At 42.0% G+C, this 23319-nt stretch carries 25 protein-coding genes and 1 tRNA gene; 9 read left to right on the top strand and 17 right to left on the bottom strand.

What is annotated here, in order from left to right; translation table 11 throughout:
* Positions 1–36: 36 nt before the first annotated feature.
* The gene (locus I4Q58_RS06990) at positions 37–678 is read left to right on the top strand and encodes an SDR family oxidoreductase (RefSeq protein ID WP_203295174.1); all 642 of its coding nucleotides are present in this window, start codon (positions 37–39) and stop codon (positions 676–678) included.
* Here I4Q58_RS06990 and I4Q58_RS06995 read toward each other — a convergent pair.
* The 8 genes from I4Q58_RS06995 to I4Q58_RS07030 all read right to left on the bottom strand — a co-directional run bounded on the left by I4Q58_RS06995 (position 675) and on the right by I4Q58_RS07030 (position 8322).
* Positions 675–1199, bottom strand: coding sequence for a hypothetical protein (locus I4Q58_RS06995; RefSeq protein ID WP_203295175.1), 525 nt, complete (start codon positions 1197–1199; stop codon positions 675–677). The genes I4Q58_RS06990 and I4Q58_RS06995 overlap by 4 nt on opposite strands.
* A 2-nt stretch (positions 1200–1201) precedes the next feature.
* Positions 1202–2137 carry an ABC transporter ATP-binding protein gene (locus I4Q58_RS07000; protein WP_203295176.1) on the bottom strand — a complete coding sequence of 312 codons (936 nt, stop codon included), beginning with the start codon at positions 2135–2137 and terminating at the stop codon, positions 1202–1204.
* A 66-nt stretch (positions 2138–2203) separates the two neighbouring features.
* The gene (locus I4Q58_RS07005; RefSeq protein ID WP_203295177.1) at positions 2204–4369 is read right to left on the bottom strand and encodes a prolyl oligopeptidase family serine peptidase; all 2166 of its coding nucleotides are present in this window, start codon (positions 4367–4369) and stop codon (positions 2204–2206) included.
* 87 nt (positions 4370–4456) lie between these two features.
* Positions 4457–4834 (bottom strand): DoxX family membrane protein, encoded by a 378-nt coding sequence (locus I4Q58_RS07010; protein ID WP_203295178.1) that lies wholly within the window; start codon positions 4832–4834, stop codon positions 4457–4459.
* 89 nt (positions 4835–4923) lie between these two features.
* Positions 4924–5913 (bottom strand): aspartate-semialdehyde dehydrogenase, encoded by a 990-nt coding sequence (locus I4Q58_RS07015; RefSeq protein ID WP_203295179.1) that lies wholly within the window; start codon positions 5911–5913, stop codon positions 4924–4926.
* Between the two features lie 157 nt (positions 5914–6070).
* Positions 6071–6487 carry a large conductance mechanosensitive channel protein MscL gene (gene mscL, locus I4Q58_RS07020; protein WP_203295180.1) on the bottom strand — a complete coding sequence of 139 codons (417 nt, stop codon included), beginning with the start codon at positions 6485–6487 and terminating at the stop codon, positions 6071–6073.
* Between the two features lie 81 nt (positions 6488–6568).
* Positions 6569–7684: an alanine racemase gene (alr, locus tag I4Q58_RS07025; RefSeq protein WP_203295181.1), complete on the bottom strand. Its 1116-nt coding sequence runs from the start codon at positions 7682–7684 to the stop codon at positions 6569–6571.
* Positions 7684–8322: a thymidine kinase gene (locus tag I4Q58_RS07030; RefSeq protein WP_203295182.1), complete on the bottom strand. Its 639-nt coding sequence runs from the start codon at positions 8320–8322 to the stop codon at positions 7684–7686. Before I4Q58_RS07030 ends, alr begins: the two co-directional genes overlap by 1 nt.
* A gap of 102 nt (positions 8323–8424) precedes the next feature.
* On the opposite strand from I4Q58_RS07030, the gene I4Q58_RS07035 reads away from it, so the two are divergent.
* From I4Q58_RS07035 to I4Q58_RS07055, 5 genes are all read left to right on the top strand, one after another.
* A complete protein-coding gene (locus I4Q58_RS07035; RefSeq protein WP_203295183.1) occupies positions 8425–9252 on the top strand; it encodes a hypothetical protein in 828 nt (275 codons plus the stop codon).
* Positions 9253–9257: 5 nt separating this feature from the next.
* Positions 9258–9929: a 16S rRNA (cytidine(1402)-2'-O)-methyltransferase gene (rsmI, locus tag I4Q58_RS07040; protein WP_203295184.1), complete on the top strand. Its 672-nt coding sequence runs from the start codon at positions 9258–9260 to the stop codon at positions 9927–9929.
* Positions 9929–10498 carry a uracil-DNA glycosylase family protein gene (locus tag I4Q58_RS07045; protein ID WP_203295185.1) on the top strand — a complete coding sequence of 190 codons (570 nt, stop codon included), beginning with the start codon at positions 9929–9931 and terminating at the stop codon, positions 10496–10498. The genes rsmI and I4Q58_RS07045 overlap by 1 nt, the downstream gene beginning before the upstream one ends.
* A gap of 84 nt (positions 10499–10582) precedes the next feature.
* A complete protein-coding gene (locus tag I4Q58_RS07050; protein WP_203295186.1) occupies positions 10583–10837 on the top strand; it encodes a DUF6364 family protein in 255 nt (84 codons plus the stop codon).
* On the top strand, positions 10838–11260 hold the full coding sequence (locus I4Q58_RS07055) for a type II toxin-antitoxin system VapC family toxin (protein WP_203295187.1): 423 nt from the start codon (positions 10838–10840) through the stop codon (positions 11258–11260). It abuts the gene before it with no gap.
* Positions 11261–11351: 91 nt separating this feature from the next.
* Here the strand turns inward: I4Q58_RS07055 and I4Q58_RS07060 are convergent, their stop codons facing one another.
* From I4Q58_RS07060 to I4Q58_RS07070, 3 genes are all read right to left on the bottom strand, one after another.
* Positions 11352–11942, bottom strand: a complete 591-nt coding sequence (locus tag I4Q58_RS07060; RefSeq protein WP_203295188.1) for a carboxymuconolactone decarboxylase family protein — start codon at positions 11940–11942, stop codon at positions 11352–11354.
* A gap of 50 nt (positions 11943–11992) precedes the next feature.
* Positions 11993–13414: a T9SS type A sorting domain-containing protein gene (locus tag I4Q58_RS07065; protein WP_203295189.1), complete on the bottom strand. Its 1422-nt coding sequence runs from the start codon at positions 13412–13414 to the stop codon at positions 11993–11995.
* A 149-nt stretch (positions 13415–13563) separates the two neighbouring features.
* Positions 13564–15450 carry a hypothetical protein gene (locus I4Q58_RS07070; RefSeq protein WP_203295190.1) on the bottom strand — a complete coding sequence of 629 codons (1887 nt, stop codon included), beginning with the start codon at positions 15448–15450 and terminating at the stop codon, positions 13564–13566.
* 296 nt (positions 15451–15746) lie between these two features.
* Between I4Q58_RS07070 and recJ the strand changes: the two genes are divergently transcribed.
* The gene (gene recJ / locus I4Q58_RS07075) at positions 15747–17438 is read left to right on the top strand and encodes a single-stranded-DNA-specific exonuclease RecJ (protein ID WP_203295191.1); all 1692 of its coding nucleotides are present in this window, start codon (positions 15747–15749) and stop codon (positions 17436–17438) included.
* A gap of 6 nt (positions 17439–17444) precedes the next feature.
* Here recJ and I4Q58_RS07080 read toward each other — a convergent pair whose 3' ends face one another.
* Positions 17445–18203 (bottom strand): UDP-2,3-diacylglucosamine diphosphatase, encoded by a 759-nt coding sequence (locus I4Q58_RS07080; RefSeq protein WP_203295192.1) that lies wholly within the window; start codon positions 18201–18203, stop codon positions 17445–17447.
* A 38-nt stretch (positions 18204–18241) separates the two neighbouring features.
* Positions 18242–18694, bottom strand: a complete 453-nt coding sequence (locus tag I4Q58_RS07085) for a 6-pyruvoyl trahydropterin synthase family protein (RefSeq protein ID WP_203295193.1) — start codon at positions 18692–18694, stop codon at positions 18242–18244.
* Positions 18695–18797: 103 nt separating this feature from the next.
* Here I4Q58_RS07085 and I4Q58_RS07090 point away from each other — a divergent pair, with 103 nt between their 5' ends.
* The gene (locus I4Q58_RS07090) at positions 18798–19454 is read left to right on the top strand and encodes a 2OG-Fe(II) oxygenase (RefSeq protein WP_203295194.1); all 657 of its coding nucleotides are present in this window, start codon (positions 18798–18800) and stop codon (positions 19452–19454) included.
* Here I4Q58_RS07090 and I4Q58_RS07095 read toward each other — a convergent pair.
* Together I4Q58_RS07095 and I4Q58_RS07100 are read right to left on the bottom strand one after the other, a co-directional pair.
* The gene (locus I4Q58_RS07095) at positions 19444–20778 is read right to left on the bottom strand and encodes an MATE family efflux transporter (protein WP_203295195.1); all 1335 of its coding nucleotides are present in this window, start codon (positions 20776–20778) and stop codon (positions 19444–19446) included. The genes I4Q58_RS07090 and I4Q58_RS07095 overlap by 11 nt on opposite strands.
* A gap of 91 nt (positions 20779–20869) precedes the next feature.
* The gene (locus I4Q58_RS07100) at positions 20870–21370 is read right to left on the bottom strand and encodes a GNAT family N-acetyltransferase (protein ID WP_203295196.1); all 501 of its coding nucleotides are present in this window, start codon (positions 21368–21370) and stop codon (positions 20870–20872) included.
* A 43-nt stretch (positions 21371–21413) separates the two neighbouring features.
* Here I4Q58_RS07100 and I4Q58_RS07105 point away from each other — a divergent pair, with 43 nt between their 5' ends.
* Positions 21414–22208: a universal stress protein gene (locus tag I4Q58_RS07105; protein ID WP_203295197.1), complete on the top strand. Its 795-nt coding sequence runs from the start codon at positions 21414–21416 to the stop codon at positions 22206–22208.
* 337 nt (positions 22209–22545) lie between these two features.
* On the opposite strand, the gene I4Q58_RS07110 is transcribed toward I4Q58_RS07105, so the two are convergent.
* Both I4Q58_RS07110 and I4Q58_RS07115 read right to left on the bottom strand, forming a co-directional pair.
* Positions 22546–22619, bottom strand: a tRNA-Ala gene (locus I4Q58_RS07110).
* A gap of 96 nt (positions 22620–22715) precedes the next feature.
* Positions 22716–23228, bottom strand: coding sequence for a putative periplasmic lipoprotein (locus tag I4Q58_RS07115; protein ID WP_203295198.1), 513 nt, complete (start codon positions 23226–23228; stop codon positions 22716–22718).
* Between the last annotated feature and the right edge of the window lie 91 nt (positions 23229–23319).

Consider the following 23319-nt stretch of genomic DNA (forward strand, 5'->3'; position numbering starts at 1 on the left):
TTCGGGTATTTTGAAAAAAAATAAATGAAAAATACAATGGAAAGAGTACTGGTTGTCGGTGCCAATGGAACCACCGGAAAGCAAATCGTAGATATTTTAGATCGCTATAGAAATTATCGTCCCGTGGCGATGGTTCGGCGAAAAGAACAAGAAAAGCAATTTACCGATCGAAACATCGAAACGCGATTGGCCGATCTTGAAAAGAATGTTAGCCATACGGTAACGGAAATCGATAAAATCGTATTTGCCGCAGGATCTGGAGGTGATACTTCAGAGGAAAAAACCGTTGCGGTCGACCAAAATGGAGCGATGAAATTAATCGATTTAGCAAGTATTGCTGGCATTAAGAAATTTGTAATGTTAAGTGCAATGGGTGCAGATAATCCTGAGCAAAATGAAGAATTACAGCATTATCTCGAGGCGAAAAAGAATGCCGATAATCATTTGCGCAATAGCGACATGGCGTATACGATTATTCGTCCTGGGATGCTAACAGATGATGAACGTACGGGAAGTATAAAGCTTTCGAAAAACCTGAATGAAAAAGGAAAAATAACCCGTGCCGATACTGCGGAAACATTGGTAGCAGCCCTTCACGATGATACATTACCTAATCAAACTGTAGAGATTTTGAATGGTGATACCGATATTGAAGAAGCGGTGAAATCGGTCGATTAATTCGTTGGTAGATATTGTTTGGGAATTGGATTTGCTTCCGATTCACCCACCCAATAAATATTGACAATCCACCAACGGTAATTGTCATATAACAATTGAATACTATTGATGCCCCTTGCAAAAGGGGTTTCTTCATTTTGGGAATTATAGGATTCGTACGTACTAAAGACATGCGTTAACGACCCAAATGTTTGTACTTCTCTATGAATTTCCTTTTCGAAAAAGCCGTTGGCTTGCAGATAAACACCTGCTTTCTCAATATACTCTTCGGGTGACCAATAATTAACATTAAAACTCTTTTCTTGATTCATGCCGGTAGGAATTAATTTGGCATTCTCTGTAAATAGATATTGAAAAAGTGCCCAATCTCGTTCTTCACCTTTTTCACCCGAAATAACACTATATAATGTTTCAATGGTGCTATCCAAGGTCTGAACCTTGTTGAAATATTTAGGAGTTTCCTGTGCTTGGCTAAAGGATATGAAGAACAGTAATGCGATTGCTGAAATAAATGTTTTCATACTTATGATTTTATTGAAAGATAAACTTTTTCTCCCTTTTTTAATAGTGAAGTGTGGTTGAAGAATACTTCCGAATTCTCAAATTTCGCTTGAATTAGATAATGCGTGCCTTTAAAATAACAATGTTGTACAATTACTTGCAAATCTGTATTTGAAGTACTCACCGATAATTGATGCGGTAATAGAATTTCAACTGCTCCATCTGGGGTTGAAAGTTTAGTGACCTCTCCAAAAAAACCGGCTTGATGTTCATTTTCTAATGTATTGAAAAGGGTAGAAGGTGAATCGTAGCGTTCCCCATATCCATTACGAAGCATCAAAATAGTATCGGCAAACATCAAGGCTTCCTCAGCGTCGTGGGTAGCCGTTATGCAACTAATATTGTTTTGTTTTAAGTAGTGAAACAATCTTCGTCTTAGGTCATTCTTCCGAAAGGTATCAATACTGCTGAAGGGTTCGTCCAATAATAGTATTTTCGGTGTTTTGGCCAATGCCTTCGCCAAGGCTACACCCTGCTTCTGTCCGCCGCTTAAGCTTTTCACCTTCGTTTTGCGATAGTCCTCCAAATCGACAACGGCTAACAACTCTGAAATAATGTTGTTTTCTTCCTCGGGATGATTGCGTGTGAGATGCTCAGCGATATTCTCTTCAACCGTAGTATAGGGCATCACATTTAACTCCTGGGCGACCAACTTCATAAAGTCTTCACCAGGTATAAGCGTGTTGTCAGGACCTAACAGTGGTTTTCCTTCGAAAATTATGTTACCTTTTTCCAACGGAAGTAAGCCATAGATAAGATGCAAGAGTGTCGACTTCCCGCAGCCGCTTTCACCCAACACAACCAAATGATCCCCTTGCTTCACCGAAAACTGTATATCGGTCAATACATTGGTGTCGTTCTTTGGATACGAAAAGGATGCAATGGATACTTCTAACATACTTATAAAAAAAGGTTGTCCAACACTACTTAGCACAGGACAACCTCCATATTTTTTGAATTCTGATTATTCTTTCACTTTACTGTTTACCTCGTCAGGCAATACTTCGTACCCCATGTTATATAAGGTGAAGGAGAAAATATCGGCATACTGCTCGATTGTTTTTGAAACTGGGGTTCCAGCACCGTGACCGGCTTCTGTTTCAATACGGATGAGTACAGGATCATCGCCTGCCTGCTTATCCTGAAGCTCGGCAGCATATTTGAAACTATGTGCAGGAACTACACGGTCATCATGATCGCCAGTGGTAATCAAGGTTGCAGGATATTGCGTATCCGCTTTTACATTATGTAGCGGTGAATATCCTTTTAAATAGTCAAACATTTCCTTACTGTCTTCCGCAGTACCATAGTCGTACGCCCAACCAGCACCTGCTGTAAACGTATGGTAGCGTAGCATATCCAACACCCCAACGGCTGGCAAGGCCACCGACATCAAATCGGGTCGTTGCGTCATGGTAGCGCCTACCAATAACCCTCCATTAGAACCGCCACGTACCGCTAAGTATTCGCGAGAGGTGTAGTTATTATCGATTAGGTATTCAGCTGCAGCAATAAAGTCGTCGAATACATTCTGCTTCTGCATCTTGGTTCCGGCTTTATGCCACTGCTTTCCGTATTCGCCACCCCCTCGAAGGTTTGGAACGGCATACACACCGCCTTGTTCCATCCATACCGCATTGGCGATGCTAAAAGAAGGGGTCAGGCTAATGTTGAAACCGCCATAGCCATAGAGAATTGTTGGGTTCTTGCCATTTAGTTCAATTCCTTTTTTATGGGTGATGATCATCGGTACTTTCGTTCCATCCTTGGAGGTATAAAATACCTGCTTGCTTTCATAGTTTTCAGGATTAAAGTCTATTTCAGGTTTGCGATATAATTCGCTTTTGCCCGATTCCACATTGTATTTATAGATGCTTCCAGGGGTTTTATAGTTGGTATAGCTATAATACAGTTCCTTTTCTTCTTTCTTGCTTCCGAAGCCACCAACACTACCCACACCTGGCAGTTCCACATCGCGCACGAGTTTTCCTTCATAATCGTACTGCTTCACCTTACTAACCGCATCTTCCATATATTCTGTAAAGAAATAGCCACCACCTGTTGAAGGCGTCAATACATTTTCGGTTTCAGGAATAAAATCCTCCCAATTTTCAGGAGTTGGATTAGCGGCATCTACCGTCACAATTTTTTTGTTCGGAGCGTTCAAATTTGTCACTAAAAAGAGTTTACTCCCTTCATTTTCGATAATATAGGTATCGCTATCGGTATGATCGAGGATGGTAACAAACTTACTATCAGGTTTATTTAGATCTTTAAGGAAAAGCTTATTCCCAGAAGTGGAGGTACTTGCCGTTACGAAAAGGTAGCGGTTGTCCTCGGTCACACCGCCATTTACATAGCGGTGCTTTTCAGCTTCGGTTCCACCAAAAACCAACTTATCTTCTTTTTGGGAAGTACCTAGTTTGTGATAATACAGTTTATGCTGATCGGTTTTAGCGGAAAGTTCACTTCCTTTTGGCTTATCGTAGCTGGAGTAGTAAAAGCCATCGTTTTCTTTCCACGAAAGGCCACTAAACTTGATATCGACCAAGGTATCTTCCACAATTTCCTTGTTTTCGATATTCATTACCAATACCTTTCGCCAGTCGCTCCCGCCTTCAGAAATACTATAGGCAGCCATTTTTCCATTGTCCGAAAAGCTTAAGCCTCCCAAGGAGATTGTTCCATCTTCGGAAAAGGTATTCGGATCTAAAAACACCTCAGCATTTTCGGGTCCTTCTTCGGTTTTGTAGCGATAGATGACATATTGATTTTGGAGCCCATCATTTTTATAGAAGTAAGAGTAGTCGCCTTCCTTAAACGGAGCACCAACTTTTTCATAGTTCCATAGCGTTGAAAGTCGCTCCTTCAGCTTATCGCGAAACGGGATGTTTTCCAAATAGCCAAAGGTGACCTTATTCTGGCGTTGTACCCAATCAGCTGTTTCTTCACTCATATCGTCTTCTAACCAACGATAGGGGTCTTGTACTTCGGTGCCGAAATAGGTATCGACCGTATCAACTTTTTTTGTTTCGGGGTAAGTTACCGCCATGCTGTCTTGTGGTTGCTTTTCTTCCTTACAGCCAACAAATGCCACTGCAAGTAGAATGGTAGTTAAAGTATATTTCATAGTTTCTGAAAATGAGGCATTAAAAGTACAAAATAGTTAGTAGTGTACTGTTAGAAATTTGTTACAACCCAAGACTGTTATTTTGCCTTAATATTGAAACAAGGGACGATAAGCCTTCCAATACTTATAGATAAGAATTACATTAATAACAGCGATAACCAACGCGCCTGCAATGTCTGAAAGGTCCAAAAACAGGTGAAACAGTAAAATGTTGAAGGCGATGGGAGCTAGTAAAATCAATGCGAAGGGTACCCATTTGTTAAAAATTAGCAGCAAACCAATAAAGGTTTCGAGTATTCCAACGACATATAAAACATAGCCGGTAGCTTGTAACGAAGACATAAATTGTTCGGCATCGGGGGGAAATTGAGGCATTTCCATAAAACCGATAAATTTATTGAGGCCAAAGACGAGGAGGGCTAATCCCAAGACAATACGTAAAATCTTAGTAAAAGTGGAGTTCATAAGCGGTTGGTTTAGTGTTACAACATAAATATAGCGAAAAATCTTGTTTTCCGACTACAAGTCGCTGAGGTTGAAACCTTCCCCTATTTCTATACCAACTTTTTATCGATAAGATATTCCGCGATCTGAATAGCATTGGTGGCTGCTCCCTTTCGAAGGTTGTCGCTTACGATCCACATATTTAAAGTGTTTGGCTGTGTTTCATCGCGGCGGATGCGTCCGACAAACACATCATCCTTTCCATGCGCATATATAGGCATAGGATACGTGTTTGTATCAGGATTATCCTGAACGGTAATGCCCGGGGTTTCATGAAGTAGTCGACGAACTTCTGTTAGGTCGAAATCGTTTTTAAACTCAACATTTACCGATTCGCTATGACCGCCAGCGGTCGGGATTCGAACAGCGGTTGCGGTGACTGAGAAACTTCGGTCGTCTAATATTTTTTGGGGTTCGCGGGCTAGTTTCATCTCTTCCTTGGTGTATCCATTCTCTTCAAATACATCGCAATGTGGAAGCGCATTTTTATGAATGGGATACGGATAGGCCATTTCGCCCTTTTCGCCTTTCATTTCATTTTCCAATTGCTGAACGGCTTTATTTCCCGTGCCAGAAACCGATTGATAGGTAGATACCACCACGCGTTTTATTTTATATTTCTGGTGAAGGGGTGCCAAGGCCATTACAAGCTGTATAGTCGAACAGTTTGGGTTGGCTATGATTTTATCTTCGGAAGTGAGGAGGTGTGCGTTAATTTCGGGAACGATCAGCTTTTTGGTTTCATCCATACGCCACGCTGAAGAATTGTCGATAACGGTCGTTCCTACGGCTGAAAACTTCGGCGCCCATTCCAAGGAAGTGCTTCCGCCTGCAGAAAAGATGGCGATATTTGGTTTCTTCGCAATGGCATCTTCCATCGAAATGATAGGGTATTCTTTTTCTTTAAAGAGAAGTGTTTTTCCAATCGATTTTTCGGAAGCGACCAGTAACAATTCATTCATGGGAAAATTTCGAGCTTCAAGTAGCTCTAACATTACCGATCCTACCATTCCGGTAGCGCCTACCACTGCAATTTTCATAGCATATATTTTTGAAGTTCAAAAATACGAGTTTGTTTGGGTTCTACTATTGAAGGACTAGCAAAAAAAAAGACCCTCCTTCGCTTTGGCTAAGGAGGGTTTAGTTACTAAAATACTACACAGTGTAGCGGTTCTCCCTTCGTGGGAACGTAAACTCTTATTTATTCTGCTTTTTCAACTCATCACGAATTTCGATAAGCAATTCCTCTTGGGTAGGACCTTTTGGCTTTTCTGGAGCTGGCTCTTTCGGCTTTTTCGTTTTATTGTAAGCCTTTACGATAATAAACAATACAAAGCCTACAATGACCAAATTGATAAGGGCATTGATCCATTTTCCATACATGATGGCGTTTTCGGGTTCAACGACTTCACCATCGGCGCCCACGACGGCTTCGTCAAGTACGATTTTCATATCGGCGAAATCCATACCACCTGCAAAATGCCCAACAATAGGCATCATGATATCATTTGTAAATCCGGAGACTACCATTCCGATGGCGCCCGCTAAAATGACGGCAACGGCGAGGTCGATAACGTTACCGGTCATGATAAATTCTTTAAATTCCTTTAGCATGTTGATTGGTTTAGTGAGTTACTAAAAACGAAAGTAGTAAAAATGGAAATAGTTTCCGAGAAAAATTCTATCTAAGGATGTCTATTTTCGGCAAATGACCCGTTTGATGCGCTGTGATACTGAAGTAATTAGCTCATATGAAATGGTGCCAGCTCCTTCTGCCAATTCATTCGCACGAGGATTTTCACCAAAAATAGTTACCACATCACCTTCTTTACAGCCAATGTCGGTAACATCTACCATAATCATGTCCATACAGGTATTGCCCAAAATCGGAGCCCGTTTGCCGTTGATGGTCACCCAACCATTTCCATTACCATAAATTCGCGCCATCCCATCGGCATGACCTAAGGGAAGGGTTGCCGAACGCATATCACGATCGGCAATATGACCGCGATTGTATCCAATGGATTCGCCTTTCTTCACCTTATGAATTTGTGAAATAACCGTCTTCAACGTTCCTACCGGGCGTAATTTTTTATCTGTTTCAGGAATATTTCCAAAACCATACAGTCCGATGCCCGTACGTACCATATCGTATTGTGCTTCGGGATAGTTAATAACGCCTGAGGTATTCAGTGTATGACGTAGGGGCGTATATCCTAAGTTTTCAATAAGGCGTTCAGAGCTTTCCTTAAAAAACTTCAATTGCTTTTCGGTAAATCGCTTTTCCTCTAAATCTTCACTAGCAGCCAAGTGTGAAAAAATAGATTTCACGGTAACCGCTTCACTTTTTGCCACTGTTTCCGAAATATAGTCGATATCGGTATCGATAAAACCCAAACGGTTCAGGCCAGTATTCAATTTAATATGAATGGGGTAAGCCTTAAAATTCTTTTCTTCACAAAAAGCAATAAAACTTTCCAACATGGTTCTGGAATAGATTGCCGGTTCCATACAACGCGCCGTAATCGTTTGGAAGGTAGGCGGAAGTGGGTGTAGTACCAAAATAGGGGTTTGAATTCCCGCGTCACGTAACACCTCACCTTCATACGGATAAGCAACGGCAAGATAGCCTACTCCTAAATTGACTAACTCTTTAGCGATTGCCGTACTATCGCTTCCGTAGGCAAAGGCTTTCACCACCCCCATCATCTTAGTTCCTTCATCTAAATGCGATTTTAGGTAGCGGTAGTTGTGCGCAAGGGCGTTTAAATCGATTTCCAAGGTGGTTTCACCAAAAGGGCAAGTATTCATTATGCCTGTTTTTTTGAGGGCAATTCTTCAGGATCCTGTACATCCATTTTTTTTACTTTTTCACGTAGCACCGCCTTATAATATGCGGCTCTGCTCAACGGTTCATATTCTTCGGTTTCCCCAAGTAATACCAAATCGTCGCTTTGTGCTTTTCGGTAGCTAAAATGCGCCAAATTTCCTGTGCGGGTACAGACCGCATGCACTTTGGTGACGTATTCGGCGGTTGCCATAAGAGCAGGCATGGGACCGAAGGGGTTTCCACGAAAATCCATATCCAAGCCCGCAACGATAACACGCATACCACGATTGGCAAGGTCGTTACAGACTTTTACGATTTCATCATCAAAAAACTGAGCTTCATCTATGCCTATAACATCGCAATCATCGGCCAAAATGGGGATATTGGCAGCGGCAGGAACCGGAGTAGAGCGAATTTCATTGCTGTCGTGCGATACTACTTTGTCTTCTTCGTAACGCGTATCGATAGCAGGCGTGAAAATCTCCACGCGCTGACGCGCAAACTGGGCGCGTTTCAGTCGGCGAATGAGCTCTTCGGTCTTACCCGAGAACATCGATCCGCAGATGACTTCAATCCATCCGAATTGTTCTTTTTGGTTAACGGTATTTTCGAGAAACATAGTAGGGCATTAGAATAAAAGGCAAACACTTGACGTTTCCATATAGGATGCGTAAATTTAACAAAACAAAAACGTAGCAGGAACGATACCCATAGAAAAGTTATGAAGAAGAAACTTCTTTCCGAAATTCAACAACTCGCACAACAATTACAGCAGCAATCGGTCAATCAAAATGTAACAAAACTGAAGGAAACCACAGCACGATTACATGAAAAATTGGTGGTGTTGGAATACCTTGAAAAGCAGATTACGGAAGAACAGGCTGAAGACCTACAGCAATCCTTCGATTCCAAAAGCTATCGGGAAGAGCATTGGTTCAAGGATCCAGAACCAGTACCGCAACCGGAACATGAACACGATCTGGTCGAGCCGTTAATGGAAAAAATCAAGGATTTGGTTGCCCAAATGCCAGAGGAATCGCAGCGGGTAGATGATCTGTTGGATGAAATTCTTCCTAAGAATCCATCAAAAGAAACGCCGACAGCAAAGCAGCAACAGCCAACAAAACATACGAAAAACGACATTGAGGAATTTGCTACTACCTATCAAACAATGCCAACCTTTGAGCGGAAGCAAAACACCCCTTCAAAACAGGAATCTTCAGAAAAAGAAGAGAAAAAGGAGTCAGCACAACCGACCAAGGTAGCCGAACGCGCCCATGAGCATCAACCGAAAAAGAAGTCGCTCAACGATTCAGCAAAAAGAGGGCTACAGATTGGCTTGAACGATCGACTGGCGTATATCAAGCATTTGTTCGATGGAAATGCCGACGATTATACCCGTGTGCTATCACAAATCAATACAAAGGACAGCTATAGCGAAGCCGAAACCTTCATCAAAGCACAGGTAAAGCCCGATTATAATCATTGGTTGGAAAAGGATGAATACGTCGACCGCTTTATGGGAGCCATCGAAAAAAGCTTTCAGTAGAAATCATGGGAAAATTATATGTGGTTCCTACGCCGATTGGTAATCTTCAGGATATGACCTTTCGTGCTGTTGAAGTGTTGAAGGAAGTGGATGTGATTCTTGCTGAAGATACACGTAACAGCGGTAAATTGCTGAAGCACTTCGAAATAGACACTCCCATGCTGTCCCATCACGCCCATAACGAGCATAAAACGGTAACCAAAATAGTAGAACGGTTGAAGGCGGGTGAAACCTTCGCCTTAATCAGTGATGCAGGTACACCGGCAATTAGTGATCCTGGTTTTTTGTTGACACGCGCTTGTGTGGAAGCTACTATTGAAGTGGAGTGCCTACCTGGGGCAACCGCATTTGTTCCGGCGCTGGTGAATAGTGGCTTGCCGAATGACAAATTTGTGTTTGAAGGTTTTTTACCGGTGAAGAAAGGGCGTCAGACGCGACTTACACTTTTAGCCGAAGAAGAGCGAACCATCATTTTCTACGAATCGCCCCATAAACTGTTGAAGACTTTGTCGCATTTTGAAGAATTCTTCGGAAGTGATCGAAAGATTTCCGTTTCCCGTGAAATCAGTAAACTACATGAAGAAACCGTAAGAGGAACTGTTGCTGAAGTAAAAGAGCATTTCGAAGCCCATGCGCCTAGAGGAGAGTTTGTGATGGTAGTGGAAGGGAAGAAATAATGAAACAACTGCTCTCCGAGATTCGTGATTGTACACTTTGTGAGAAACATCTCCCTTTAGGGCCAAGACCCATCATTGAAGCCTCCAAAAATTCCAAAATACTATTAATCAGCCAAGCGCCTGGACGGGTGGTACATGAATCGGGTGTAGCTTGGAAGGACCAAAGTGGAAAAAAGCTTCGGGAATGGTTGGGCGTAGATGAAGACACCTTTTACGATACGGAAAACTTTGCGATACTACCGATGGGGTTTTGTTATCCTGGTAAGGGAAAAACAGGCGATTTACCGCCACGACCTGAATGCGCACCGACCTGGCATGAGTTCGTGCTATCAAAATTAAAAAATGTAGAATTAAAAATTTTGATTGGTGCGTATTCCAATTCCTACTATTTGGATAACACGCATAAAAATCTCACCGAACGAGTGCGTCATTTTGAGACGTATTTGCCAGAATATTGGCCGTTACCACATCCCTCGCCTGTAAATCGATTTTGGCGTAGTAAAAACCCTTGGTTTGAACAGGAAGTGGTTCCAATACTTCAAAAAAGGATTCAGGAATTTATAGGTTAGCAGCGAGCATTTGAAACACGTGCTTATTTAAAAAAATTTATACGTATTATTTGAATTCTCTTATATTTGTATCAAATATGAGTGATGAACAGAAAATTGACATTGACAATCGAACAGGAGATTATCGAGAAAGCGAAACAGTATGCCAAGGATAAAAACCGGAGTCTTTCTGATATAATCGAGAATTATCTGAAAATGCTTACCAAAGAAGAACAAACCGACGGAAGAAAAGAAACCCTAAGCCCAATTGTTGCATCGCTGAGAGGCTCATTCAAAACATCCAAAAAGTTTGATTACAAAAAGGAACTCAGAAAGAGGGTCGAGGAAAAATACTCATAAATGGACCATGTATTTATAGACACCGATGTCATCTTGGATTTCTTTTTTGATAGAGTTCCTTTCGCTGAATTTGCAGCACAAGTGCTCAACAACTGTGAGGAGAAAAAGATAAGCGGATTTACGACACCTGTGGTTATCTCCAATGTATATTATATGCTGAGAAAAGTGGGAAAGCACGATATGGTGATTGAGAAGATCAAACAACTACTGACCATAATTGATATCACTTCCATGGATAAAAAAGTTGTCTTGAATGCATTGAATTCTAAATTTAAGGATTTTGAAGATGCACTTCAGAACTATTCGGCGGTAGAGAATGGATCGATTGACCTTATTTTAACGCGGAATATTAAGGATTATAAGAAAAGTAAACTTGCCGTAATGACACCTGAGACCTATTTGAAAATAAATGCCAATGGCTAACAACGTATAACGTATATATTATGAGTGATAGTCAAACAATTGAAAAGTTATACTCTACTTTAAAATCTCATTATTTAAAAATCAACAAATTTTAAATATGCTTCCCCTTATTCCAACCATGTTTTCCAAGGTATTTTTCACCGCTTTCCACCGCACCGTCTTCAATCGATGTTCCCATCGAATCGTTCCAGCGATTTAAATACCCAAAAAGCGAGATAACCCCCAACATTTCGACGATTTCACCTTCATTCCAATGCTCATGCAATCGTTTTTGGATATCTTCATTCACCGCATTCGGTACTTGACTGGCGGCAAGCGAAAAATCCAAGGCAGCGCGCTCGGCTTCACTAAAAGCATCATGGGTACGATATTCCCAGATATTATCGAGCTTTTCCTGTTCCGCTCCATAGCGCTCCGCAGCGCGAATGGCATGGGCCTGACAATACCGACAGCCCGTCGCATTACTGCTTACCCAGGCAATCATTCGCTTTAATGCTGAAGTCACTCGACCTTCATTGGCCATGACGGCCTTATTCAAATTGATAAACGCTTTGCTAATAGCAGGTCTGCGCTGCATGGTAAGGACACTGTTCGGACAAAAACCTAGCGTTTCATTGAAGAATTCGGCCAATTCCTTGGTTTCGGTATCGTGATCGGGAGGTAGAGGTGTTACTAAAGGCATAGGTATCGTTTTAGGTAACGATAAAAATAGCCAAAAAGAAGTAGCTTACATTATTCTCGTATCAGTTTCATAGTAGTTCCGGAAACATTCAAAAAATAGAGACCGGAGGCGAATGATGAGAGATCTAGCTGCTTTTTATTATTCTGAAAAACCCCCGTAGCTAAAAGCCTTCCGTTGCTATCCGTAAGTGAATAGATCAGATGCGAACGATCTTCTGATTCAATATGGAATATTCCACTAGACGGGTTTGGAAAAACTGTAAGTGAAGCAATACTATTCTCGGTTACTTCTAAAGGATTGTTGTTATATCGGGACAAAATAAATTCTGTTTGACCTTCATACCAAATTGTATTTCCGACGACTAAGAACTTTCCTGAATTTGTCAACATAGCATTATAATTCCCCAAGACTCCCGGAACGCCCGCAAATTGAAAGCTATTATCGATGGTTCCGTCACTAAAAAAACGACGGTAGAAAGGATAGGCGCCACCTTCCCAATCTACATCACCACTATTGGCAATAAACCGCTGGTTCCCTTGGACTACTGTAGCGGTATAGCCGTCCAAAACGCCATTTGTTCCAAAGCTAGCATCAAGGGTGCCGGAGCTATCGAACTTAAGCGTCTTTCTCACCATATTTTCAATATCCACATCCCAGTAGGAACATGAGACTAAAAATGTTTCGTCAAGAAAGGCTGGAGCTGAACAATAATTTTCCTGATTAACATCAATTTCCGTCTGACCATCGACACCGAATGATGTGTCCGGACTTCCATCGACAAGAAATTTTGCCAAATGCCATGATGTGCTTTCAGTTGTTTCGTGCTTATACGTTACGAAAAACGTTCCGTTTGTTAACGCCTCAATCCTTGCAGGGTACACATTTCCTGTATCGGTTAACGTTAGCGTTATCATTCCATTATCTCCGAAATCGAGGTCTGTATCACCGTTTGGCAAGAATCGTTTAACATTAATGAAAGTGTTGGGCGTGCTTGTAGTATAGATATAATCATTTTCATCTACTTTCAGAAAAATCTCATTCGTTACCGATAGAAATCCATCGACTCCAAAGGCAGTATCTAAGGTGCCATTTGGAAGTAGCCTCCCTATCTTTTGATTATTAGGGTTACCCCCAAAAACCAGTTTTCCGTTGCTTTGAAAAAAGAGCTTTTCAAAACTCGAATTAAACTCATTAATCAAAAACCCATCATCTCCAAAAGTGAAATCATAACTACCGTCTTCAACAAACATAAGTATGAAATGATCGGGATCGCTTGCATTAAAATTTACTCCAGAAACAGCAATTCTTCCATCTGGGGATGTTGCTGCGGAATAGAAAAATTCGTCATCAGGTGATAGTGTGGTATATAAAAATCCATTGTTCGCGAAAGTCGTATCATAACTTCCATCTTGCGCATATGCGAACCCCAATACCATAAAACAAGCAAAACACTCAAGTACTATCTTTTTCATCCTTATTATTTTAAAGCAACAAACTACAGGCGTTACTGCTAAAGGTACGTAATTATTAATAATAGAGTATCTACTAACGGCTACTTATAAAATAAAAGCAGCCTTCAGTTAATTCCGAAGGCCACTTTCAGCTAACACAAAAAAACTACTTACTTACAAAATAGGACTCGGTCCCAAATATTTGGGTGTTGTTGTTCGCCGTTCGTAAGGTTCAGCTCGGCGTTTAAGCGAACTTCAAATGCACAATTAGGCAAATTGCTTACATCATCAGCATCTACAATAGCATCATTCCCCGTATACTGTACTTGGCCATAGGCCTCTTCCCCTGGCGTCGGAAACTGGATCGGTTCAAAGTTGTGGGGACCGCCTTGACCGCTCATCGTTAACCATACACTACCTAAATTCGGATTGGCAGCCGTATAATTTACGCGTAATGAGTTTGTGATATTTGCACAGCTTCCACCATTGACCAATTCCTGAATGTCGAGGGTTGCGATTCCCAGTTCGTTGCTAGTGGCGCCTGGCGCCCACGTCCCACCTTGAGGTACGTTTTGGTACACGGTGTTAAAAATAGCCAAGGGTCTGGAGAATCCAGCGGCTACTTCACTGGCTGGATTGCCAACCTCTCTTTTTCGCATGCGTACGGCGAAATATCTGTTCTGTTCTAAAGGAGCCGAACTAGTACCTGGAACCAAGCCCGATTTATCCACATTTCCACCAGCAAGGTTTCGAGAAATCAATCGAATGAGTGCTCCGTTAAAGAAAATATCGAAGCCGGGACCATTGTACTGCGGCACTTGCAGCCAATTATTATTGAAATTGACACCAATTTGTCCCGCTGTTGGATGAATCGCATAGGTTTCATGCTCAATCGTTGGAAACAATTGCGTAATGCGTTCAGCAATTATGGTTGGTGCAATATCACCAGGCGCTACATCTGTCCATGATCCAATAGTGGAAACGTCGGTTGTGGGATCGGACACTTCAGCATATTGAAATTTATATTCCACTGGGTTACCATTCAGTTTTTGGGAAAGCGAGCCTCTCAATTCCAAGTTACTATAGAAGGCTTGTTCATTTAGATCGGCATTACTTTTTCCAGTGGTTCTACCCGTGGCTGGATCGATGTTCAAGACAGGATGGTACTTCCGGGCATATCCAATTTGATAAAAGGCTGCCGGCGGATCTAAGGTCGTTTCTGGCGCATCGTCTAAGCATAGGTGAACGCAGAGACAGTTTCCAACATTTTTTCGACTTGGTTTTTGGGCTTCGGAAGGTGATTCGGCATAGAATTCCTCTCCACCCACAGCAAATTTGAAATAGATATCCGGTCCGTTATCAAAACTGAATACCGGTGTGGTTTCAATATTGATGTAGGGTGAAAGGAACGTCTTTTTAAAATCGATAGAGCGATAATAAATACAGAATCGTCCCTGCGCATTAGTAACGGCACTTCCCAAACGGTCATCGGTGATGATGTCGTCGTCCATGGCAATAACCTCTATACCGACCAACGGTTGTTGCGACTCGCAGTTTAGCACCGTTCCGCAAATCACCCAAATATCGAGGCGTTGCAGAATGTAACACCAGATACGTCTAAGTATGGTTTGGTTATATGTAGCAATAAGTCCATCGTTGGTTTCCTTCCATTTGGGATGAACAATATCGATTAATACTTCAAAAGGTTTGAAGTTATTAGGCGTATCAGTATTTCCTTGTCCATAATCGACTACTTCTTTATAGAATAATACCAAGGCAATAGCACCGCCATCATAGTCTTTCCGGTCGCCATCGATTTCAAATTCGTAGTTGCCGTTACGATCGGTAGTGATTTCAGTTAAAAGCTGGCTTTTTCGAGCCTTAATGTCCTTTTCTTCATAAACCTTGGCCAATTCCTTGGGTTGCGCAGCGGTAAAAGCAGTCGCTGCGTTTTGGTCGTTTTCAATACGATACACGCGTAGCGTTGTATTTCGTAGCGGTTGCCGATGCCCATCGCAAATGTTGGCATAAAGCGTTCCTGTTACTGTGTACTTCATGTTGTTGGGTTTTAATTGTTGCGTTTCTGAATGGCTAAAGTACTATGGGCATATCGTAAAATACATAAGTAATAAACTGTAAATCAAACTATTGAACAACTGTTTTTAATAAGTGAAATGCTTTTTTGTTGAAAGTTGAATGCCCCTATTGGAAACGGGGCAGATACATTTTATTTTTGTACTTTTAAAAAGCACTTCCCGCTGTAAACCTTCCATTTCTTGGTATTCGTAATAATGATCTTTCAGGGTTTTTCTGAAGGAATGCTAAGATTGAAAAAGGTTGAAATCTCATAATTATGCGCTGGACCTTACGACCAAAACCTTCCGAAGACACCGTACAACAACTTGAAACCTCCCTAGGAGTACCTAAACTCGTAGCTACCTTATTGGCCCAACGCGGTATTGACTCCTTTGAAGAAGCAAAGGATTTTTTTAGACCTTCGCTCGAAAAGCTACATAATCCTTTTCTGATGAAGGATATGGATAAGGCCGTATCCCGTATAGAACAGGCCATTGAAAAGGATGAGAACATTTTGGTGTATGGCGACTATGATGTTGACGGAACCACTAGTGTCGCGCTAATGAGCTCCTATCTGCGAAGTTTTTATCCCAATGTGGCGACCTATATTCCCGATCGCTATGCCGAAGGTTATGGAGTGTCATTTCAAGGAATTGATTTTGCTGAAGACAATGGCTTTAGTTTGATTATTGCACTGGATTGTGGCGTAAAAGCCATCGATAAGGTTGCCTATGCAAAGGAAAAAGGAATCGATTTTATTATTTGCGATCACCACCGTCCCGGAAAAGAACTCCCTGATGCTATTGCGGTTTTGGATCCGAAACGTGAAGACTGCGACTATCTGTACAAAGAGCTTTGTGGATGTGGCGTTGGGTTTAAATTGATTCAGGCGCTGGCTTCTAAAAGGGGTCAGCAGATGGAAGATTTGGTACTGTATCTCGATTTAGTGGCGACGGCTATTGGGGCCGATATCGTTCCGATTACGGGTGAAAACAGAATCCTTGCCTATCACGGACTTCGAGTGCTGAATTCCAATCCAAGAACAGGATTCAAGGCTATTTTGAATCAGGTGAAAAAGGAAACCCTCACCATTACCGATGTCGTATTTATCATTGCGCCACGAATAAACGCGGCAGGGCGAATGAAGCATGGCAATCACGCCGTATCCTTGCTTACCGAAACAGATGTTGAAAAAGCAGCCGAATGGGCTGAAGAGATTGAACAATATAATACCGACAGAAGGGATGCCGATAAAATGATTACCCAAGAAGCCTTAGACCAAATTGTTGAAAATAAAGAAGAAGAGCGAATGAGTACAGTGGTGTATCACGAAACCTGGCATAAAGGTGTTATCGGGATTGTGGCCTCTCGTCTCACGGAAACCTATTACCGTCCGACCTTGGTGTTTACCAAAAGTGGCGATAAGCTGGCCGCTTCGGCAAGATCGGTGAAAGGCTTCGATGTGTATGAAGCCTTGGAAGGCTGCGCCGAGCATATCGAGCAGTTCGGAGGTCATACCTATGCCGCTGGACTGACCATGCTAGAAAAGGATTATGAAAACTTCAAAAATGCCTTTGAGAAGATTGTTTCAGAAACCATCAATCCGAAATTGTTAACACCTGAATTAATGATCGATGCCGAGCTGGAACTTTCGGAAGTTACCCCAAAACTTTATCGTATCCTGAAACAATTTGCGCCTTTCGGACCTGGAAATCACCGTCCCGTTTTTATGGCCCAAAATGTTCGCGATACCGGTTGGGGAAAATGCGTGGGAGAAGATAAAACGCATTTACGACTCACCCTTCAAAAAGGGAACTCGTTACCTTTTGCCGCCATCGGTTTCAATATGGCAGATAAGGAAGAAATTGCGTGTTCGGGAAAACCGTTTAAGGCAGCCTTCAACATCGATGAAAATGAATGGCAAGGAAATGTTTCGCTTCAGCTTCGGTTGAAGGATGTACGTGAATAATGAAATTTACTCCTCAAAGGTCTTCAACTGAAAAGATTTTCCATCAAAAACGCCATAGGTATATTGGTGAATCCAATCGCCTAGGTTGAAATAGGTACTGTTTTCACCTACTTGGATTTCCATGGGAAGGTGACGATGACCAAAAACAAAATAATCGAAATGTTCTTTCTCCAGTTTTCGCTTAGCATAAAGCGCTAACCATTCGTTTTCTTCACCTAAAAACTCCTTATCCTCTTCACCTGAAATCAACTTGTTCTTCACCGAAAGATATTGTGCAATCCGTACTCCTATGTCAGGATGTGCCCAACGAAACAACCATTTAAAAAAAGGATTGGTAAACACTTTTTTCATGCTTTTATAGCCTTTATCGCCAGGGCCTTTTCCATCACCATGGCCGATAAAAAACTTCGTATCGTTAAAGACAAAGGTTTTGGGTTCATGGTACACGGGAATGTTCAATTCGGTTTTAAAATAATCGTTCATCCATAGGTCGTGGTTACCGACAAAGAAGTGAATGGGGATTCCGCTATCGCTCAGTTCGGCAAGTTTTCCCAATACCCGTACAAAACCTTTAGGAACCACCTTTTTATATTCAAACCAAAAATCGAACAAATCGCCTAAGAGGAAAATAGCAGCGGCATCATCCTTTACCGTATCGAGCCAACGGACAAACTTTTTCTCCCGGGGAAGGCTTTCTTCGGCCGTGGGGGCGCCAAGGTGATTGTCGCTCGAGAAATAAATCTTTTTTCCTTCGGGAAGTTGCATAGGGTAAAGATAGCTAAAAATACAAGCGGAAGAAGTGCTTAGCCGTTATCGCTGGCAAACCATTCGGCATAACTACTGGCAGTTTCCTGAAGTTTTAGGGAATGAAGCGTAATGGTTTTCGGTAACCTGGCCTTGATTTTTTCGGCAAAATCGATGACCATCATTTCACTGGTAGGTTGGTAATCGACCAACAACACACTATGGCCACGATCCTTCAATTCATTCGCCAATTCAACATGGGGTGTGTTTTTGTTGAAGACGGTTGCATGATCGAATACATCAACGATTTCTTCCTTTACGATTTTCTTCAGATCGCCAAAATCGATTACCATCCCATACTTCACATTATCCGTATCTGAAATAGGAGTACCGATAACCGTTACCGAAAGCTTATAGCTGTGACCATGTACATTTCGGCATTTTCCATCGTAGCCATACAGGGCATGCCCGGTTTCAAAAGAAAACATTTTTGTGATACGAATCTTGCTCATACGGTTGTTTCAGGCCACAAAGATACAAGAAATGCAACGGATGAAAATTTTTCAAAAAGTAAAAAAACTTCGAAGTATATTTGCGCGCTTTTTAATAAAATGAATGAATACACAGGAGCTTTTTGAACAAGTGGATTTTGTTGAAAATCCGTTGTTTGAGAATATTATTGATGACCTAACGACGTCACAATACAGCATTGTCGATACCTTTTTCGAACAGGATGAGGTGTTGCAACTTCGAGAGGCACTGTTACAGCGACAAAGCGATTCGGCGTTTAAGAAAGCTGCTATTGGAAATAGGGTGAATGAAGAAATTGATCGCTCCATTCGCGGTGATTATATTTTTTGGTTGCGGGACGATAGTTTGAAGCCGGATGAAACGCTCTTTTTTGAAAGAATCAATGCTTTCGTCAGCTACCTGAATCGTACCTGCTTTATGGGCATCATGCATAAGGAGTTTCACTATGCTATTTATCCAAAAGGCACTTTTTATAAGCGGCATATCGATACATTTCAGAACGATGACCGAAGAAAATTATCGATTGTATTCTATTTGAACGATACCGATTGGACCACTGAAAATGGCGGACAGTTGGTGTTATATCCTGATGGTAAACCTGAAATATCCGTAGTTCCCATTCCCGGTCGCATGGTCATTTTTGAAAGTCAGATTTTGGAACATGAAGTTCTTGAAGTGAAGCAGGGCGAACGCCTTAGTATTACTGGCTGGCTAAAAACCCGTGGCGATTTTATGGGCTAACCGCTAATGGAGCATATTTTTTCCGGAATTTAATGAGAAGTGCCACTCCGCGATAACCAATCCATACCAATAGAGCGAGCCAAATACCCTGTAAGCCCCAACCTAGAATTTTTGAGGCGTAGAGTACAGGAATAAATCCGAATAGCGTAGCGCCAAGTAATACGTTTCGAAGGAATTTCATTTCTCCCAAGCCCTTAAAAACGGCATCCAAGGTGAAACCTAGGGCATTCAAGGGTTGACATACCAAGACTAGATAAAACATACCGTAGAACACATTCAGTACTTCGGGGTCTTTATTAAACATTCTTCCGATAGGTTGATAAAGTATAACACCAAGGACAATTAGTCCGAGTGCAACGAAAGCGTTATAGGTGCTTACTTTTTTGACGAGTTTTTTAAGGGTGACAAAATCTCGTGCGCCCAACAGTTTTCCACTCAAAATATTCCCAGCAGCACCGTAACCATCAAGAAAGAAGGCCGTAAAAAACCAAATATTGATAGCGATGGCATGTGCCGCGATGTACTCTTTTCCTAAGCCGGTTGCTTCACGAACAGCAAGAAGTAATGCAGCATTTAAGGCAAGCGTTCGGACAAATAGATGAAGGCTCATAGAAACCAGCCGTTTTATTTCAGGGTGAAGCGGAAAGGTCAAGCGAAGCGTGACCGTTGTTTTCTTCACCAAAAACCCAAAAGCCATCAATGCCATGACGCTTTGCGCAATTAAACTAGCATATGCAGCCCCTTTTAGGTTCATAGGCTCCCACCAGCCTTCAACGCCATACACCAGCATAAAGTCCAACAGAATGTTTAATCCAGCACCAATAGCGGCAATGACCATAGGCCAAAAGGTGTTTTGAAGGCCACGGAATAATCCAAAAATAGCAAAGGTGAACAGCGTTAATGGGAAGCCCCACACCCGAATGTTATAGTAATCAATACTAAATTGAAGGATGGTGCCTTCGGCGTTTAGCAGTCGGAAGATTTCTTCAATAAAAAAGTAAGTGCCCAGTAGTACAACCACACCGGCGGCAACATTGAAATAGATGGCCTGTGCTGGAAAACTATCTAGATCTTTCAGTTTCCCTGCCCCAAGATTCTGCGAAACGATGGCGGAAATAGCGCTACGTGTTTGTCCGAGTATCCAAATCAGCATCGATAAAAACGATCCAACGATTCCTACGGCCGCCAAGGATTCGGTACCGTATTCAGGAATGTTTCCCACCACGGCCGAATCGGTAATAGACAAGACAGGTTCTGCAATTCCCGCGATAATAGCAGGAATGGCTAATTGCTGTATGCGTGAAAAGGAAATATTTGTTGCCATAACGAGCAGGCAAAAATACGGATAACTGAGAGGTAAATTAGAGGGGTAAGCATAGCTTTTCCAAATAGCGACGTAATCCGAACCTATCTCGCTAAAGAATCAGTTCGTAACAATAGAAAGCGTGGTCGCTTTGGCGCGGGAAATAAACGGTTCCTGTGGGTCGATATCCCCTGGCTTTATAGAATTTTTGATTGCGTGTGTTTTGACTGAATGTGTCTAACCGCACTGAGATGCCGCCGTTCTCTTTTACAAAGGCTTCAGCAAAATCCATGAGTGTTTTTGCATGGCCTTTATGTTGAAATTGTGGGTGAATGGCGAGCCGATGGATGTAATAGTTATTACCATCTTTCGTTAGCCAGTTGATAGTATCATATTCCGAATCCTTATGGGTTGAAATGACGATACAGCCAATGATGGTATTCTCCTCCAAAAGAAGGTATAATTCGTTTCGTTCCACATCCTTTAGCAATGCTTCCCTTGAAGGATAGTGTTCGTCCCATTGATAAATACCTCTGGCAATCATATCGTTGGCACAGGCTTGGGTAAGTGTTAGTATTTTCTCAATTTCCGAGGGTTTGGCGTGTCGTATCATTAATATGCCCTACTTTTGCTTCAAAAATAAACAAACTGTTCCCATGAAAAATATTTTGGTACCGGTAGGTTCATCCGAAAATGCAGTCTCTAATCTTCAATATGCAATCGACTTGGCCCAGGAAATGGATGCCAATGTATATGTCGTTTCGGTTTTTCAGGAAATGAGTAAGGTTGGGGGGATGACGAAAGTGAATAAGATTCTGAAAGAGGATACCGAAAATCGTTTGGATGAAGTATTGGCGCAGGTAGATAAAAAGGACGTAACGGTGGTGGCACATCCTATAAAAGGAGGAATCGTTGAAGGAATCGAGCGCTTTAACAAGCATATTCCTGTCGATTTGGTGGTATTATCGCCACGCAGCAACAGTATTCGAGAAGAAGTGTATTTGGGCAATACCTCTGGAAAGTTGATGAAAACAACCAATATTCCAATTTTGGTCGTACCGGAGGGGATGAAATTTTCGCAACCGGCGACCATGTTGATGGCCTTTAAGAACGGTATTTTCAAAAAGAAAAAAACCTTGGAGCCCGTAATGCAATTCAGAAAGCATTTTGGAACCGAAATAAATGTGCTTCACGTCGAAACCCCTGAAAGTACCGAAGGGATGCTAGAAGTAAGTGAACGACTTCAGGACATTCAGAATAAATATCTACGGACCGAAAACGCAACCACTTTTCAGGCGGTATTGGAGCATTTTCAGAGTCATAATCCTGATATGTTGTGTGTTGTGCGACGAAAACGTGGGTTCTTCAAAAAGTTATGGGAGAAGAATGTAGTGTTGAAGAAAGAATTTCATACCACCAAGCCGTTGTTGGTATTGCAAGTGCAGGATTAAAAAAAAGCAAGACCCATTTCAGAATCTTGCTTTATCAGTGGAGCATATCGGAGTTCCTTCGACTGTTATCCTTCGCCAAGCTCAGGACAGCCGCTCAGGATAAACCCCGCCTGAACGGACGGGCAGGTTCTCCTCTGAAGCGTCATATCAAAAAAAGCAAGACCCATTTCAGAATCTTGCCTTATCAGTGGAGCATATCGGAGTTCCTTCGACTGTTATCCTTCGCCGAGCTCAGGACAGCCGCTCAGGACAAACCCCGCCTGAACGGACGGCAGGTTCTCCTCTGAAGCGTCATATCAAAAAAAGCAAGACTCTGTTCAGAATCCTGCTTTATCTGTGGAGCATATCGGAGTCGAACCGATGACCTTTTGGCTGCCAGCCAAACGCTCTAGCCAGCTGAGCTAATGCCCCGTCAACTGAGAAGGCGAAAATAATCAATTTTTTAGACGTACGCTATAAAAAAAGCCCGTGATACTATCACGAGCTCTTATTAATTAATTGGGAGATTTAGTAACATACTTCAAACATCATGGCCCAGTTATTTCCACCAATTGGAATACCTTGTCCCCAAGCGGTCTCTGAACCACCAGAAGAATTGCTCACTACTGCGTGTGCCGCTACGTAAGCACATTCGCCTTCATTTAGATTATCGGTTGTATAGGTAACCGTAGTTACTCCATTGTGAGTTCCTTTATATTCAAAATGTCCATTTTTAGGATTTCCACTACCCGTGGTAGGCAAATCGCTTAATTGCCCTACAAATAGATGGGTTTCGTCAATTACCCAATCTCCAATAGTTTCATAGGTAACCTCAACAGTTCCGTCCACTATACTAACGGTTACCGTACCCGCCTCTGTGTGCTGGCCCGCCATAAGCGGTGTTTCGTATAATACCTCATCACCTCCAGGTTGTTCTGTTATAAGGTTTAATTCTTGGATATCTTCAATTGTGGCTTCTTGGTCTGGGGAACAACCGATAAGGAAAAGGCTAAAAAGCAACAGCGTAATAATTGATTTCATAAGTAGATTTTTGGGAGTTAGCCTACTAATGTAGGAAAAATATTACATTTAATCGAAGAATATTAACACTTTATCGATATTTTGTTGAAAG

Source organism: Luteirhabdus pelagi (genome assembly GCF_016827595.1).
GTDB classification, from domain to species: Bacteria; Bacteroidota; Bacteroidia; order Flavobacteriales; family Flavobacteriaceae; genus Luteirhabdus; species Luteirhabdus pelagi.

What these genes read in the sequence shown, in the direction of transcription:
- I4Q58_RS06990 (WP_203295174.1), top strand. Translation starts at nt 37, where the DNA reads ATGGAAAGAGTACTGGTTGTCGGTGCCAATGGAACCACCGGAAAGCAA.
- I4Q58_RS06995 (WP_203295175.1), bottom strand. Translation starts at nt 1,199, where the DNA reads ATGAAAACATTTATTTCAGCAATCGCATTACTGTTCTTCATATCCTTT.
- I4Q58_RS07000 (WP_203295176.1), bottom strand. Translation starts at nt 2,137, where the DNA reads ATGTTAGAAGTATCCATTGCATCCTTTTCGTATCCAAAGAACGACACC.
- I4Q58_RS07005 (WP_203295177.1), bottom strand. Translation starts at nt 4,369, where the DNA reads ATGAAATATACTTTAACTACCATTCTACTTGCAGTGGCATTTGTTGGC.
- I4Q58_RS07010 (WP_203295178.1), bottom strand. Translation starts at nt 4,834, where the DNA reads ATGAACTCCACTTTTACTAAGATTTTACGTATTGTCTTGGGATTAGCC.
- I4Q58_RS07015 (WP_203295179.1), bottom strand. Translation starts at nt 5,913, where the DNA reads ATGAAAATTGCAGTGGTAGGCGCTACCGGAATGGTAGGATCGGTAATG.
- mscL (WP_203295180.1), bottom strand. Translation starts at nt 6,487, where the DNA reads ATGCTAAAGGAATTTAAAGAATTTATCATGACCGGTAACGTTATCGAC.
- alr (WP_203295181.1), bottom strand. Translation starts at nt 7,684, where the DNA reads ATGAATACTTGCCCTTTTGGTGAAACCACCTTGGAAATCGATTTAAAC.
- I4Q58_RS07030 (WP_203295182.1), bottom strand. Translation starts at nt 8,322, where the DNA reads ATGTTTCTCGAAAATACCGTTAACCAAAAAGAACAATTCGGATGGATT.
- I4Q58_RS07035 (WP_203295183.1), top strand. Translation starts at nt 8,425, where the DNA reads ATGAAGAAGAAACTTCTTTCCGAAATTCAACAACTCGCACAACAATTA.
- rsmI (WP_203295184.1), top strand. Translation starts at nt 9,258, where the DNA reads ATGGGAAAATTATATGTGGTTCCTACGCCGATTGGTAATCTTCAGGAT.
- I4Q58_RS07045 (WP_203295185.1), top strand. Translation starts at nt 9,929, where the DNA reads ATGAAACAACTGCTCTCCGAGATTCGTGATTGTACACTTTGTGAGAAA.
- I4Q58_RS07050 (WP_203295186.1), top strand. Translation starts at nt 10,583, where the DNA reads ATGAACAGAAAATTGACATTGACAATCGAACAGGAGATTATCGAGAAA.
- I4Q58_RS07055 (WP_203295187.1), top strand. Translation starts at nt 10,838, where the DNA reads ATGGACCATGTATTTATAGACACCGATGTCATCTTGGATTTCTTTTTT.
- I4Q58_RS07060 (WP_203295188.1), bottom strand. Translation starts at nt 11,942, where the DNA reads ATGCCTTTAGTAACACCTCTACCTCCCGATCACGATACCGAAACCAAG.
- I4Q58_RS07065 (WP_203295189.1), bottom strand. Translation starts at nt 13,414, where the DNA reads ATGAAAAAGATAGTACTTGAGTGTTTTGCTTGTTTTATGGTATTGGGG.
- I4Q58_RS07070 (WP_203295190.1), bottom strand. Translation starts at nt 15,450, where the DNA reads ATGAAGTACACAGTAACAGGAACGCTTTATGCCAACATTTGCGATGGG.
- recJ (WP_203295191.1), top strand. Translation starts at nt 15,747, where the DNA reads ATGCGCTGGACCTTACGACCAAAACCTTCCGAAGACACCGTACAACAA.
- I4Q58_RS07080 (WP_203295192.1), bottom strand. Translation starts at nt 18,203, where the DNA reads ATGCAACTTCCCGAAGGAAAAAAGATTTATTTCTCGAGCGACAATCAC.
- I4Q58_RS07085 (WP_203295193.1), bottom strand. Translation starts at nt 18,694, where the DNA reads ATGAGCAAGATTCGTATCACAAAAATGTTTTCTTTTGAAACCGGGCAT.
- I4Q58_RS07090 (WP_203295194.1), top strand. Translation starts at nt 18,798, where the DNA reads ATGAATACACAGGAGCTTTTTGAACAAGTGGATTTTGTTGAAAATCCG.
- I4Q58_RS07095 (WP_203295195.1), bottom strand. Translation starts at nt 20,778, where the DNA reads ATGGCAACAAATATTTCCTTTTCACGCATACAGCAATTAGCCATTCCT.
- I4Q58_RS07100 (WP_203295196.1), bottom strand. Translation starts at nt 21,370, where the DNA reads ATGATACGACACGCCAAACCCTCGGAAATTGAGAAAATACTAACACTT.
- I4Q58_RS07105 (WP_203295197.1), top strand. Translation starts at nt 21,414, where the DNA reads ATGAAAAATATTTTGGTACCGGTAGGTTCATCCGAAAATGCAGTCTCT.
- I4Q58_RS07115 (WP_203295198.1), bottom strand. Translation starts at nt 23,228, where the DNA reads ATGAAATCAATTATTACGCTGTTGCTTTTTAGCCTTTTCCTTATCGGT.